Source organism: Streptomyces sp. NPDC047841 (genome assembly GCF_040704085.1).
GTDB classification, from domain to species: Bacteria; Actinomycetota; Actinomycetes; order Streptomycetales; family Streptomycetaceae; genus Streptomyces; species Streptomyces argyrophylli.
In genome coordinates, this window is record NZ_JBEYRP010000014.1 from 49102 (window position 1) to 62497 (window position 13396).

Annotated in this window: 11 protein-coding genes; 3 read left to right on the forward strand and 8 right to left on the reverse strand. The window is 72.2% G+C overall.

Going from position 1 to position 13396, the window contains the following annotated elements; genetic code table 11:
* Positions 1-219: AAA family ATPase (locus tag AB0947_RS24010; RefSeq protein WP_366752394.1), on the reverse strand; the 219-nt coding region annotated here is incomplete at its 3' end.
* Positions 220-491: 272 nt separating this feature from the next.
* Between AB0947_RS24010 and AB0947_RS24015 the strand changes: the two genes are divergently transcribed.
* Positions 492-1646 (forward strand): DUF2510 domain-containing protein, encoded by a 1155-nt coding sequence (locus tag AB0947_RS24015; RefSeq protein ID WP_366752395.1) that lies wholly within the window; start codon positions 492-494, stop codon positions 1644-1646.
* A 137-nt stretch (positions 1647-1783) separates the two neighbouring features.
* Here AB0947_RS24015 and AB0947_RS24020 read toward each other — a convergent pair whose 3' ends face one another.
* Entirely contained in the window at positions 1784-2398 is a 615-nt protein-coding gene (locus AB0947_RS24020; protein WP_366752396.1) for a TetR/AcrR family transcriptional regulator, read from the reverse strand.
* 232 nt (positions 2399-2630) lie between these two features.
* Here AB0947_RS24020 and AB0947_RS24025 point away from each other — a divergent pair, with 232 nt between their 5' ends.
* Together AB0947_RS24025 and AB0947_RS24030 are read left to right on the forward strand one after the other, a co-directional pair.
* On the forward strand, positions 2631-3431 hold the full coding sequence (locus AB0947_RS24025; protein WP_366752397.1) for a phosphatase PAP2 family protein: 801 nt from the start codon (positions 2631-2633) through the stop codon (positions 3429-3431).
* Positions 3428-4387: a hypothetical protein gene (locus AB0947_RS24030; protein ID WP_366752398.1), complete on the forward strand. Its 960-nt coding sequence runs from the start codon at positions 3428-3430 to the stop codon at positions 4385-4387. The genes AB0947_RS24025 and AB0947_RS24030 overlap by 4 nt, the downstream gene beginning before the upstream one ends.
* Before the next feature lie 92 nt (positions 4388-4479).
* Here the strand turns inward: AB0947_RS24030 and AB0947_RS24035 are convergent, their stop codons facing one another.
* The 6 genes from AB0947_RS24035 to AB0947_RS24060 form a co-directional block, all read right to left on the reverse strand.
* Positions 4480-5313, reverse strand: coding sequence for a phospholipid scramblase-related protein (locus tag AB0947_RS24035; RefSeq protein ID WP_366752399.1), 834 nt, complete (start codon positions 5311-5313; stop codon positions 4480-4482).
* 66 nt (positions 5314-5379) lie between these two features.
* Positions 5380-7428: a phosphocholine-specific phospholipase C gene (locus AB0947_RS24040; protein WP_366752400.1), complete on the reverse strand. Its 2049-nt coding sequence runs from the start codon at positions 7426-7428 to the stop codon at positions 5380-5382.
* A gap of 204 nt (positions 7429-7632) precedes the next feature.
* Positions 7633-9810 (reverse strand): discoidin domain-containing protein, encoded by a 2178-nt coding sequence (locus AB0947_RS24045; RefSeq protein WP_366752401.1) that lies wholly within the window; start codon positions 9808-9810, stop codon positions 7633-7635.
* A 114-nt stretch (positions 9811-9924) separates the two neighbouring features.
* On the reverse strand, positions 9925-11529 hold the full coding sequence (locus AB0947_RS24050; protein WP_366752402.1) for a glycoside hydrolase family 13 protein: 1605 nt from the start codon (positions 11527-11529) through the stop codon (positions 9925-9927).
* A gap of 33 nt (positions 11530-11562) precedes the next feature.
* On the reverse strand, positions 11563-12444 hold the full coding sequence (locus tag AB0947_RS24055; protein WP_366752403.1) for a carbohydrate ABC transporter permease: 882 nt from the start codon (positions 12442-12444) through the stop codon (positions 11563-11565).
* A complete protein-coding gene (locus AB0947_RS24060) occupies positions 12441-13394 on the reverse strand; it encodes a sugar ABC transporter permease (protein WP_366752404.1) in 954 nt (317 codons plus the stop codon). Before AB0947_RS24060 ends, AB0947_RS24055 begins: the two co-directional genes overlap by 4 nt.
* Between the last annotated feature and the right edge of the window lie 2 nt (positions 13395-13396).

Sequence of the window (13396 nt, forward strand, 5' to 3'; positions counted from 1 at the left end):
CGCGGACCAGACGGCGCAGCCGCGGCGTTCGGCGACGCGCCGGATCTCGGCCAGCAGCGCGGTCTTGCCGAGTCCCGCCTCGCCCCGGATGACCAGCCGGCTGCCCGCGGAGGACTGGTCCGCGCACAGGACGTCGAGCGCCTGTGCGACGGTGGCGAGCTCGGCGTCCCGTTCCCACAGGGGAGCCGAGCCGGCCGCCGCCGGCCGTCCCTCCGTCATCCCGTTACCTCCCCAGGTCGCCCGAATGACGTACGGAACCCGAGCGTAGCCGTCGGGCGGGACCTCTGGTGGCGCCTCGCGGCAGCTGTTGCCCGGCCGGGTGAAACGGGGGGCGGGCGGACGACGCGGCCGCCCGCGCGACCAGCGGACGGGGTGTCAACGACGGCTGCCCGAGGGGCCCGCCGAGAAATCCGGGGAGAAATGTTCGGCTTCGCCCCCTTGGCGGCGGATCCTCTCATCCCGCTTTCACGCTCGCCTCATACGGTGGGGGCATGACGCAGGTGACTCCTCCCGGGTGGTACCCCGACCCCGGGCAGACGAACGACGGTCCGCCCACCGAGCGCTGGTGGGACGGCAAGGCCTGGACGGACCAGACCCGCCCCGCCGGCACGGCCGCCGCGTGGGGTCCCCCGGGCGGCCCGGCGGCGGACGGCGGACCGCAGCCGGCCGGTCCGCCCCACCCGGCGGGTCCGGCACCCTCGGCGGGTCCGGCGCCCTCGGCTCCCGCCGGGTTCGGCGCCTACCCGGGGTATCCGGCGCAGCAGGGGTATCCCGGCCAGCAGGGGTATCCGGGCCAGCCCAGCTACCCGGCCTATCCCGCCCAGGGGCCCGCCCCCTCCCGGCGACGGCTGCGCACGGGCATAGCCGTCGCGGTGACGGCCGCGGTACTGGCGAGCATCGGGGTCGGTGTGTACGCCCTCACCGACGACGGCGGTGGGAGCGGCGACCGCGCCGGGTCGCGGCAGGGCCCGAGCGGCGGGCAGGACGGCGGCCAGGGCGGGACGTTCGGCGGGCCCGGCGGCTCGGGCGGGAGCGGCGGTTCCGGCGGCCCGGGCGGCTCCGGCGGCTCCGGCGGGGCCTCGCCGTCCCCGGGTCAGTCCGACGCGCCGAAGGTCAAGGGCGGCGGCACCGTGGCGGACCCGGTCAACGGCATCAGCCTGCCGGTGCCGAAGGGCTGGACCGGACAGACGATCAGCGTCGGGGCGCAGGTGACCTCCGACGACGCCTACAAGTGCCCGGGCAACTCGGCCCAGACGTGCACCGCGGGCGGCGCCTACACGGCCCCGGCGGTGGCGCTGGGCATCAAGGCCGACACGGCGGAGGCGGTCGCGAAGGCGGACATCGCCGCCAACGCCAAGCAGTCGTACGGCGGCACCACCTACGGCAGCATCACCTCGCACGAGGTGCTGGCCTCCCGGGCGGTGACGGTGGCCGGGCAGAAGGGCTACCTGGTGCGCTGGAAGGCGGTCACCAGCAAGGGGTCCGACGGCTACGTCGAGTCGGTCGCCTTCCCCTCCCCCGACGACGCCCGGCAGATCGTGGTGGTCCGCTTCGGCGTGGACGTCGGACAGAAGCTGTCCGTGATCGACGAGATCCTCAAGGGGATCAAGGTCTCGTCCGGCGGCGGGAGCGGCCAGGACGTCTGAGCAACGGATCGGCCGGGTGGGATCCCCCTCCGCTCAAGGAGGATCCCACCCGGCCGGGGGGTGCGCGCCGCCCCCGTCCCCACGGTGCGGCGCGGGCAGGTCACCGTCCAGTCATCCCGTGAACGGCGGCCTGGGTCTCAGGTCAGTCCGAGCGAGGGCAGCACGGCGGCCTCCACGAAGCGGACGAGGTAGTCGGAGTCGGCGTACTGGCCGTCGAGCACCGGCCGCACGCGCAGGAGGCCGAACATCATGGCCGGGACGAACTCCAGCGCCGGGTGGCCCGCCCGGACCTCGCCCCGGGCCACGCCCCGGGCCAGGATCTCCTCCAGCGCGGCGATCTCCGGGTGCACGAGCGCCTCGCGCAGCGCCTGGGCCAGTTCCTGGTCCGCCGTCACCGCGTGCCCCAGCGCCTGGAGCAGCCGGGTGTCCTTGCCGGACCAGTCGCCGGCGGCCCGCGCGGCCTGGCGCAGGTCCTCGGCGAGCGATCCGGTGTCGATGCCGGCGAACTTCACCCGGCGGTTGGCGCGCAGCGCCGCCGCGACGAACTGCGGCTTGGTCTTCCACTGCCGGTAGAGCGTGGACTTGCTGCACCGGGTGCTGGCGGCGATGCCCTCCATGGTGACGGAGTCGTAGCCGCACTCGCGGATCTGTTCCAGCACGGCGTCGAAGAACTCCCGCTCACGCTCCGGCGTGATCTTGGAGCGGCGCGAGGCGACGACCGTGTCCGGTGCGTCCGCGGCCTGCGACGTCATGCGGTGCTTCCCCTCACTCGTGTCCGTTGCCCGTGCCCGTGCGGTGCCTGGTGCGCGTGCGTGTTCCGTGCTGTCTCCAGTGTGGCGCACATCAATCGATACGCAAGTGTACCGGTACCCGACCGTATCGGTACACTGGCGTATCGGTACGGCAACGTATCGATGAGTTCCGGTACGGACCGGGGCTCGTCCGCACCACGACACGCACCACAGTCAGCGAGGGGGCCGGGGGATGAACGCCCGAACCGAGCCTGCGGAGGCGGAAGGGGAACCGGAGACTCCGGCCCGTCCGCCTCTGATCCGTGAGTTCCTGCTGGTCGCCGGGCTCTTCCTGGTCTACAAACTGGGCCGCCGGCTGGCCACCGGCCACACCGCGGACGCCTTCCGCAACGCCCGGCGCGTCTGGCAGCTGGAGCGCGGCGTCCACCTCCCCCACGAGACCGCCGTGCAGTCCACGCTGCTGCACGGCGACACCCTCGTCCACCTGGCGAACACCTACTACGCGACCGTCCACTTCCCGGCCACGCTCGCCTTCCTGGTCTGGCTGTACCTGCGGCGGCCCGCGCACTACGTCTGGGCCCGCCGGGTCCTCGCGGTCCTCACCACCGCCGCCCTCGTGCTGCCGTTCACGTTCCCGCTAGCCCCGCCGCGCATGCTGACCGGGACGGGCCTGGTCGACACCGCCCGGGTCTACGGCCCGTCGGTGTACGGCCCGCCCTCCAGCGACCACCTCTCCAACCAGTTCGCGGCGATGCCCTCGCTGCACTTCGGCTGGGCGCTGATGGTGGCGATCGGCCTGATGGCCGCCACCCGGTCCCGATGGCGCGGGCTGTGGCTGCTGCACCCGCTGGTCACCCTGCTGGTGATCGTGGGCACGGCGAACCACTACTGGCTCGACTCGATCGTCGCCACGGCCATGCTCGGCCTCGCCCTCGCGGTCGTCCCCGCGCCGTGGCGCACGGCCAGTACGGCGGGTCGCGGCAGTGGTCTGCCGAGGCCGCGCGAGGCCGTCCTGGCGGGAGCGGGCCGATGAGCGCCGCCGCCCTGGCCGCCCTCGGCCTGTCGCTGGTGTCGGCCGTCGCCTACGCGCTCGCCGCCGTCGCCCAGGAACGGCTCGCCTCACGCAGCGCCGGCACCGGCCTGCTGCGGCTGCTGGGCACCGGGGCCTGGTGGTCGGCGGTCGGGCTGAACGCCGCCGCCGCGCTGCTGCACGTCGTCGCCCTGAAGTACGGCCCGCTGACCGTCGTACAGCCCCTGGGCGCGCTCACCCTGGTCGCCGCCGTGCCCCTGGGCGCGCGGGCGGCCGGCCGGCGGGTCAGCGCGGTGGAGTGGCGCGGTACGGCGCTCACGCTGCTCGGGCTGGCCGCGCTGCTGGTCACCGCCTCCGGCCCGGCGCCCGCCCGGGTGCTGTCGCTGACGGAGGCCCTGGTGGTCGCCGGTACGACCGCCGCCGCGATCGGTCTGCTGTCCCGGCCCGGCGCCCGGCCCGGCCTGCGGCACGCCACCGCGTCCGGCTTCGCCTCCGGGGTGGCCTCCGCGCTCACCCAGACCGTGACCGTGGCGGCGACGGACCGCTCGGGCCCGGCGCTGAGCACGGAGGTGATCGTGGTCGCCGTGCTCGTCGCCGCGTTCGCCGTCGGCGGGCTGCTGCTGTCCCAGACGGCCTATCGCGGCGGCCTCGGCGCCCCGCTGGCCGTGGTCACCCTGACCAACCCGGTGGCCGCCGCGGTGATCGGTCTGACCCTGCTGGGGCAGGGCCTGCGGGGCGGCGCGGCCGGGGTGCTGCTGGCCCTGGCCGGGGCGGGGCTGGCCTCCTGGGGCGTGCTGCTGCTGACCCGGGTGGCACCCGTGGCCGCCGGCCCGGACGAGGCCGGCGACGACGAGCACCCGGTGGCGGCCGTGCTGGCGCTGGAGCCGGGTACGGCGACCGCGGAACCGGTGCTGCTGCCCCGGCAGCCGGACCAGCCGGGGCACCTCACGGCCCTGTGACCACCCGGGCGTACGGCGGCGGCCGGTGCGCGGAACGCTCCGCGGGCACCGGCCGCCGTCGCCGTGCTGCTTGACCTGTCCGGGCGCGCCGGTCAGCCCCAGCCGCGCGCGTCCTGCTTGAGCGCGGTGTCCACCGTCAGCGCCGTGGCCACCACGAGGCTCAGCAGCGGTTCGGGCAGCTGGTAGTGGATCTGCAGGACGTAGTTGTCCGCCGTCGTGAACAGCGTCTTGGCGAGGCCCTCCCAGGTCTTGGTGATCCGGGCGACCTCGTTGTCGGCGTGGTCGACGATCGAGAAGTTCCAGGCCCGCCAGTTCTCCGCCTTGATGGCGCCGACCTGCTGGCCGTTCGCCGTCATCGCGAAGTTGATCTTCCCGATCATGTTCTTCTGGACGATCTCACCGACCGGCGAGCCGTCCGGGCGGGTCACGATCACCCGCGACTTGAAGATCTTCGCGGGCCGGGTCAGCAGCAGCTGCGGCCGGCCGTGGGCGTCGCGGATCTCCAGCTTGTGGGTGAGGAACTGGTCCAGGCTGGAGACGAAGCGCAGGATCTTGCGCAGGACGCCCTGACCGACCTGGGTGACCGAGCCGATCTCCCGGCCGTTCTGATCCATGACCTTGTACTCGTTGGTCAGCTCGATCAGCTTGGCCTTCTGGTTCACGACCAGGACGGGCTCGGTGAACAGGGTGCCGCCACCGGGTCCGCCGCCGGCGACGCCGGCCTGCTGCTGCACCTGACGCCGCACCTTGGCGTCACCGGCCTGCTGCTGCGGGAAGGCCGCCGGCTGCGGCGGGACCGGCCCGGCCTGCTGCTGGGCCGGGTTGGTGTGCTCGGTCCACTGCGTGCCGTCCCAGTAGCGGAGCGTCTGCGCCGCTCCGTGCGGATCCGGGTACCAGCCTGCAGGAGTGTTCGATTGCGTGGTCACCGGGGCACACTACCCTGATATGACCGGTACCTGACCAGTTCGCACGGAGCGGTGCTCATCGCCCGTTCACCCCGTCACGATCGCCGGGTCGCTGACGCCGGGGCGCCCGTTCTCCACGTGCCCGGTGAACCGGCGCAGGAAGGCCGGGTCGGCCTCGCAGGTCACGGTCAGGTCGTACCAGCGCTTGCTGGCCGCGAGCGCCACGGTGTGCCGCACGGTCGCTCCGGGCCGGACCGACACCGTCACCGGCTTGCCGCCGTAGCCGTTGACCAGCTTCAGCTTCGCCGTGCCGGAGCCCTGGTTGGTGAAGGTGAGCTCGACGTCGTCGCCCTGGTGCCGCGCGGTGACCTCGGGGCCGGCGGCCTTGTTGCGGCCCTTGAAGACGCGCAGGAAGCCGTTGGGGCCGTGCACGGAGAGGTCGTAGTCGCCGCCGGAGTACACCGAGTTCCAGGTGTCCGAGAGCGTCTTGCCGGCCTCCGTGGTGTACGTCCAGGGGCCGTCGGTACGGCTGTCGGACGTGACGAGGAAGACCGCTCCCGCGTGCGCCCCCGAGGCGAACGTGAGCGTGAACTTGCCGGCCGCGGTGTCCGCCGAACCGTCCACCACCGGGGCGTACTTCAGGGGGCGGGTGGGCCGGGTGCCGCGCTCCTGCCGGGGCAGGGTGCCGTTCGCGGGAGGCTTGGGCACGTAGTCGGGGTGGCGGTCGTGGTCCTTGGGCAGGTAACCGGCCGTGGAAGGCAGCACGACCCGCGCGGTGTCCTTGCGGGAGAAGTCGAAGGCGCTCGTCAGGTCGCCGCACACGGCCCGCCGCCAGGGCGAGATGTTCGGCTCCTGGACACCGAAACGGCGCTCGATGAACCGGATGATCGAGGTGTGGTCGAGAGTCTCCGAGCAGACGTACCCGCCCTTGCTCCAGGGGGAGACCACCAGCATCGGCACCCGCTGGCCGAGCCCGTAGGGGCCGGCGGCGTGGCCGGCGTCGCCCTTGAACAGGTCCGGCGCGGGGTCGACCGTCGACTTGCCCTGGGCGGCCGAGGCCGGCGGGTAGGGCGGGATGACGTGGTCGAAGAAGCCGTCGTTCTCGTCGTAGGTGATGAACAGCGCGGTCTTGCCCCACACGTCGGGGTCGGAGGTGAGCGCGTCCAGGACCTGGGAGACGTACCAGGCGCCGTAGTTGGCGGGCCAGTTCGGGTGCTCGGTGAAGGCCTCGGGGGCGACGATCCAGGAGACCTGGGGCAGCTTGCCGGCCCGGACGTCCGCCTTCAGCTGGTCGAAGAAGCCCTCGCCCTTGCGGGCGTCGGTGCCGGTGCGGGCCTTGTCGTACAGCGGGTCGCCGGGCTTGGCGTCGCGGTACTGGTTGAAGTACAGCAGCGAGTTGTCGCCGTAGTTGCCGCGGTAGGCGTCGTTGATCCAGCCCCAGCCGCCGCTCGCGTCGAGGCCGTCGCCGACGTCCTGGTAGATCTTCCAGGAGACCCCGGCCCGCTCCAGGCGCTCGGGGTACGTGGTCCAGCCGTAGCCCGCCTCGTCGTTGCCGAGGACCGGGCCGCCGCCCTTGCCGTCGTTGCCGGTGTACCCGGTCCACATGTAGTAGCGGTTCGGGTCCGTGGAGCCGATGAAGGAGCAGTGGTAGGCGTCGCAGATGGTGAAGGAGTCGGCGAGCGCGTAGTGGAAGGGGATGTCGTCGCGGGTGAGGTACGCCATCGTCGTGGCGGACTTGGCGGGCACCCACTTGTCGTACTTTCCGCCGTTGAAGGCGGTGTGCCCGTCGTTCCAGCCGTGCGGGAGGTCCTGGATGAAGGCCAGGCCCAGGTCGTCGGCGTCCGGGTGGAAGGGCAGGACGTCCTTCGTGCCGTCGGACTGCTTCCAGACGGACCTGCCGTTCTGGGTGACCGGACGGGGGTCGCCGAAGCCGCGGACTCCTCGGAGCGAACCGAAGTAGTGGTCGAAAGAACGGTTCTCCTGCATGAGGACGACGATGTGCTCGACGTCCTCCACCGATCCGGTGCGGTGGTGGGCGGGCAGGGCGGCCGCGCGCTGGATGCTGCTGGACAGCGCCGTGAACGCCGTGGTGGCGCCCGCGATCTGGAGGAAGCGCCGCCGGTTGACTTCGGGCATGGGTGAGGGTCCTCTCGTCCTGACGTACGCGATACCCGCCAGATGACGGAATCCGCGCGGAGCGAGTGTTCCAAGAGCAGCGAACGTCAGGGAAGGGTGCGGTGGCGCGCACATGAAGTCGTGGGTACGGGAGGAAACCGGGCCGGGCGCCCCGGCCCGTCGTGCTGCCGGGGCGCCCGGTCCGCGCTGTGCGGGACGGGTCGGTCAGGGGGTCTGGTACGCCTCCACCTCGCTGAACTGGCCGGCCGGCCAGCCCGTGTTGGCGGTGACGGTCAGGCGCAGGTAGCGCAGGTTCGTGCCGCTCGGCAGGGTCACGGTCGCGGTGTTGCCGGTGGCCGGGTCGAAGCGGTAGCCCTGTGCTCCCAGTACGGTCGAGTAGCCCGAGCCGTCGGTGCTGCCGAGCACCGTGACGGTCTGGGTGCGGGCGCCCCAGGCCGAGGACGGCGGCAGCTTCAGCACCAGGCGGCGCACGGCGTAGGAGGAGCCGAGGTCGACCGTGAGGGACTGCGGGAAGGCGTTGTTGGCTGACTCCCAGTACGAGTTCGCGTCGCCGTCGACCGCCTTGCCGGGGGTGTAGACGTCCTGGGAGCCGGTCGCGGTGGCCGGACGGCCCTTGGCGAGGTTGCGGTTCGGGTCGGGTTCCGGGTTGCCCTGGCCGGGCTGCGGCCAGGTGGAGCAGTCCGACCAGGTGCTCGACCAGCCGGAGTTGCCGCCGCCGTCGGTGAGGCTGAAGGAACCGGAGTTCGCCGGGTAGGGGCAGTTGTAGACGCCGGCCGCGCCGACCTGGGTGGCGGTGACGTTCTTGAAGGTCGCCGCGCCCTGCGCCTCGGCCTGGACCACGACCGTGCCGGTGTTCCGCACGGTCGCGCCGGTGACGTTGACGTTCCGCACCGGGTAGCCCTGCCCGCCGCCGGAGACGAACTCGAAGGCGCTGTAGGGGCTGTCGGTGATCGTCGTGTTGGTGATGTTGACGGTCGCGTTGATCGCGCTGTCGTAGGAGTCGACGCGCAACGCGCCCATGGGGTGGTTCCAGTTGGGGTTCAGCGCGCCGGTGCGCACCAGGGTGTTGCCGTCGACCGTGATGGTGCCGGCGAGGGGGTTGAACGGGTCGAGGAACTTCTGGTTGGAGATGGCGATACCGCTGCCGAGGGCGTTGGTGTCGGAGATCAGGTTGTTGCGTACGGCGATGTCGGTGCCGCCGTAAATGGCGATGCCGTTGGCGAGGTTGGGCTGCGAGATCGTGTTGTTCTCGAAGCTGGAGTCGGTGTCCGGGGAGTACAGCGACCACATGGCGAGGGAGTCGTCGCCCTGGTTGCGCAGGAAGTTGTTGCGGACGCGGACGCCCTTCGCCGTGCCGTTGAGGTTGAGCCCGTCGGCGGTGGTGTCGAGGATGCGGTTGTTCTCCACCACCAGGTTGTCGTTGTTGCCCGTGAGCCACAGGCCGACCTTCAGATGCTGGATCCACATGCCGGAGACCGAGCTGTTCGGCCCCAGCGAGCCGTTGACGAAGTTGTCCGGGCTGGAGTCGACCCGTTCGGTCACCTCGCCGATGACCGCGAAGTCCTTGATGCGGACGTTGCCCGCCGAGCCGGACTGGTCGATGAAGCGGGAGGTGTGCACGACCGAGTACCAGCTGCCCGCGCCCTGCAGGGTCACGTTCTGCACGCCGCTGAGCGAGGACGTGAGGCGGTAGTCGCCCGGCGGTATCCAGACCGTGCCGCCCTGGGCGGCGGCGATGGCGTCCCGGAAGGCCTGGGTGGAGTCGCCGTTGCCGCTGGGGTCGGCGCCCTTGGAGACGACGGACACCGAACCGGCGGGCTGGCTAGCGGCCGGGGCGACCTGTTCGAAGTCGGCGACGTCGACGGTGACCTGGACGCCGGCCGCCTCCACGGCGACCTTGTCGCCGGCCTGGACGTTCTGCCCGAGCAGCATCCGGGTGTTGTCGAAGAAGTGGTGCGTCTTCGCGCCGGGGATCCAGCCGGTGTCGATGTACGAGTACTTGGAGGTCACCGGGAGGGTCTTGGCGAGCCTGGTGCCGTTGACGTACACGTTCAGGGCGCCGGACTGGCCGTCCGGCACGCTGTAGGCGATGTTCACCGCGTTGGCGGCGCGCGGCACGGTGAACTCCACCCGCTGCCCGGCGGACAGCCGGACGGCCTGCCGGCCGGATGCCTCCGAGGCGAGGCTGCCCTGCGTGTAGTCCGGGCCGATCTTCGTGCCGTTGCCGGCCGCCGACTCGGCCTCCACGGAGGTGAAGGGGAGGGTGGCGCCCGCGGCCGCGTGGGCGGCCGGGGCGATGCTGACGAGCATGCCGGCGGCCAGGGCGACGACCGCCCCGATGGCCGGCATGCGCCGGAGGTGTCCGGCGGTGCTGCTGTGCATGTGCTGATCCCTTCGTGGTGGGGGTGCGTGGGATAGCAAGGTGCGTACGGGCGCGGCTCGGACGCGCGACCAGCCGCCGTGCGGCTCGGCCACGCGGCCGGGCCGTCGTGCGGCTCAGGCGCGCAGCCAGGCCGCCGTGTCCCGCGGCAGCCGTCCCGCGTCGTCCAGCGGGCCGCTGCTGAGCAGGAGCCGGGAGTGCGCGGGCAGGCCGGCGGGCGTGGCCGCGAGGTTGACCACGCACAGGGCGTCCGCGCGGGAGAAGGCCAGCACGCCGTCGGGGGCGGGCAGCCAGGTCAGGGGGCCGTCGCCGAACTCCGGGCGCAGCGCGATGGCCTCGCGGTAGAGGGCGAGCACGGAGTGGGGGTCGCGCTGCTGCCGGTCGACCGCGTACGAGGGCCAGTCGGCCGGCTGCGGCAGCCAGGGCTCCTCGCGGGAACCGAATCCGGCGTACGGCGCACCGGCGGCCCACGGCAGCGGCACCCGGCAGCCGTCACGGCCGGGGTCGGCGCCCCGCGAGCGGAAGTACATCGGGTCCTGGACGCGGTCGGCCGGGATGTCCGCCTCCGGCAGGCCCAGCTCCTCGCCCTGGTAGAGGTACACCGCCCCGGGCAGCGCCAGGGACAGCAGGGCGGCGGCCCGCGCCCGCCGGGTGCCGAGCGCCAGGTCCGTGGGGGTGCCGAAGGCCTTGGTGGCGAAGTCGAAGGCGGTGTCCTCGCGGCCGTACCGGGTGACCGTGCGGGTGACGTCGTGGTTGCACAGCACCCAGGTGGCCGGGGCGCCGACGGGGGCGTGCTCGGCGAGGGTGGTGTCGATGGAGGCGCGCAGCCGGCCGGCGTGCCAGGGGCAGGACAGGAAGGAGAAGTTGAAGGCGGTGTGGAGTTCGTCGGGGCGCAGGTAGCGGGCGAAGCGTTCGGCGTCGGGGAGCCAGACCTCGCCGACGAACACACCGCCGTACTCGTCGGCGACCCGGCGCCAGGAGCGGTAGATGTCGTGGAGCTCGTCGCGGTCGACGAACGGGTGCGGCCGCGGGTGCGCGGCGAGGTCGGGGAGGTCGGGGTCCTTGGCGAGGAGGGCGGCGGAGTCGATGCGGACGCCGGCGACGCCCCGCTCGAACCAGAAGCGCAGGATGTCCTCGTGCTCCTGGCGGACCGCCGGGTGCGCCCAGTTGAGGTCGGGCTGTTCGGGGGTGAACAGGTGCAGGTACCAGTCGCCGTCGGGCAGCCGGGTCCACACCGGGTCGGTGGAGCCGACGAACTGGGACGGCCAGTCGTTCGGCGGGAGTTCGCCGTGCGCGCCGCGTCCGGGCCGGAAGTGGAACAGCTCGCGCTCGGGGCTGCCCGGCCCTGCGGCGACCGCGGCCCGGAACCAGGGGTGCTGGTCGGAGACGTGGTTGGGCACGATGTCGACGATGGTCCGGATGCTCAGCTCACGGGCCTCGGCGATGAGCTTCTCGGCCTCGGCGAGGGTGCCGAAGGCGGGGTCGATGGCCCGGTAGTCGGCGACGTCGTAGCCGCCGTCCTTCAGCGGGGACACGTACCACGGCGTGAACCACAGGGCGTCCACGCCGAGTTCGGCGAGGTACGGCAGCCGGGCGCGGACGCCCGCGAGGTCGCCGGTGCCGTCGCCGTCGCCGTCCGCGAAGCTGCGGACGTACACCTGGTAGATGACGGCCGAGCGCCACCAGTCAGGGTCCTTCCGGGCATGGCTGGGCTGTCCCACTGGGCTTGCCTTTCTGTAGACGGGTCGGCGGCGTCAGCCCTTGGTGCTGCCCGCGCTGATCCCGGCGATGATGTGCCGCTGGAAGACGAGGAACAGCGCCACCATCGGGATGCTGGCGATCACCATCGCGGCGATGAGCACGGTGAGCTGGATGTTCTGCGACAGCTGGACCAGGGCGACGCTGATCGGCTGCTTGCCGGTGTCGGAGAAGACCATCAGCGGCCACAGGAAGTCCTGCCACACGGCGACCAGCGCGAAGATCGACACCACGCCGAGCACCGGCCGGGACATGGGCAGGACGACGGACCACAGGACGCGGAGCTTGCCGGCGCCGTCGATCTCGGCGGCCTCCAGGACATCGCGCGGCAGCTGGTCGAAGAAGCGTTTGAGCAGGTAGAGGTTGAAGGCGTTGGCGACGGCCGGCAGCCAGATGGCGAGGGGGTCGTTGAGCAGGCTGGTGTGGATCAGCGGCAGGTCGGCGACGGTCAGGTACTTCGGGACGACCAGCGCCTGCGCCGGGACCATGAGGGTGGCGAGGATGCCGCCGAGGACCACCTTGCCGAAGGCGGGCTTCAGCTTGGACAGGGAGTAGGCGGCGGCCGTGCAGAACACCAGCTGGAAGGCCCAGGCGCCGGCCGCCTGGACGAGCGTGTTCCCCAGGTGCCGGGGCAGCTCCATGAGGTCCCAGGCGTCGGTGTAGCCGCTGAGGTGCCAGTGCTCGGGGAGGAGCGTCGGCGGGGTGCGGGCCACCTCGTCCGGGGACTTCAGGGCGCCGGTCCCCATCCAGTACACCGGGAAGAGGAAGGCGAGGGCGAAGAGGACGACGACGGCAGTGAACACGGTCCAGTACAGGACCTTGCCGCGGGGGCGGGCGAGGGTGGCCGGGGAGATCAGGGTGCGGGTGCCGGTGGTCATGCGTCCCCCTCGGAGCGGGTGAGCCGCAGGTAGACCGCGGAGAAGGCGCCGAGCAGCAGCAGGAGCATCACGCTCAGGGCGCAGGCGCCGCCGAAGTCGTTGTAGAGGAAGGCGTACTTGTAGATGAGGTAGAGGACGGTGACGGTGGCGTTCTCCGGGCCGCCGCCGGTGATGACGAACGGTTCCGTGAACACCTGCATGGTGGCGATGATCTGGAGCAGCATCAGCATCAGGATCACGAACCGGGTCTGCGGGACCGTGACGTGCCGCACGCGCTGGAGGAGGTTCGCGCCGTCCAGTTCGGCCGCCTCGTACAGCTCGCCTGGGATGGACTGCAGGGCCGCGAGGTAGATGAGGACGGTGCCGCCCATGTTGGCCCACGTGGCGACGATGACCAGGGAGATCAGCGCGGTGTCGGTGCCGTTGGACCAGTTCGAGGTGGGCAGGTGCAGCAGGCGCAGCGTCTCGTTGGCGAGGCCGGCCCCGGGGTCGTAGAACCACTTCCACAGCAGGGCGCTGACCACCGGCGGGATCATCACCGGCAGGTAGACCACGACCCGGAAGAAGGCCCTGGCGTGCCGCAGTTCGTTGAGCACGAGGGCGAGGACGAAGGGGATCGCGAAGCCGATCAGGAGGGCCAGCAGGGTGAACGTGAGGGTGTTGCGCCAGGCGGCCGTGAACTCGGGGTCGTGCAGGACCCGGGTGAAGTTGGCGGTGCCGACCCATTCGGGCGGGGAGCCCGGGGTGTACTTCTGGAAGGCGATGACGACCGCGCGGATCGCCGGGTACCAGGAGAACAGGGCGAAGCAGAGCAGGCCGCCGAGGAGGAAGCCGTAGGCGCGGACCTGGTCGGCCAGGCGGCGCCGCCTCCGGTCCCCTGCCGGGGGCGGCGCCGGGACCGGGGGGACGGCGGCGTGCGCCGCCGGCCGTCGCTCGGCCGTCTTCGTCACGG

Bases quoted from the DNA above. Each gene is read 5' to 3' on its own strand.
- AB0947_RS24015 (WP_366752395.1), top strand. From the start codon at position 492: ATGACGCAGGTGACTCCTCCCGGGTGGTACCCCGACCCCGGGCAGACG.
- AB0947_RS24020 (WP_366752396.1), bottom strand. From the start codon at position 2,398: ATGACGTCGCAGGCCGCGGACGCACCGGACACGGTCGTCGCCTCGCGC.
- AB0947_RS24025 (WP_366752397.1), top strand. From the start codon at position 2,631: ATGAACGCCCGAACCGAGCCTGCGGAGGCGGAAGGGGAACCGGAGACT.
- AB0947_RS24030 (WP_366752398.1), top strand. From the start codon at position 3,428: ATGAGCGCCGCCGCCCTGGCCGCCCTCGGCCTGTCGCTGGTGTCGGCC.
- AB0947_RS24040 (WP_366752400.1), bottom strand. From the start codon at position 7,428: ATGCCCGAAGTCAACCGGCGGCGCTTCCTCCAGATCGCGGGCGCCACC.
- AB0947_RS24045 (WP_366752401.1), bottom strand. From the start codon at position 9,810: ATGCACAGCAGCACCGCCGGACACCTCCGGCGCATGCCGGCCATCGGG.
- AB0947_RS24055 (WP_366752403.1), bottom strand. From the start codon at position 12,444: ATGACCACCGGCACCCGCACCCTGATCTCCCCGGCCACCCTCGCCCGC.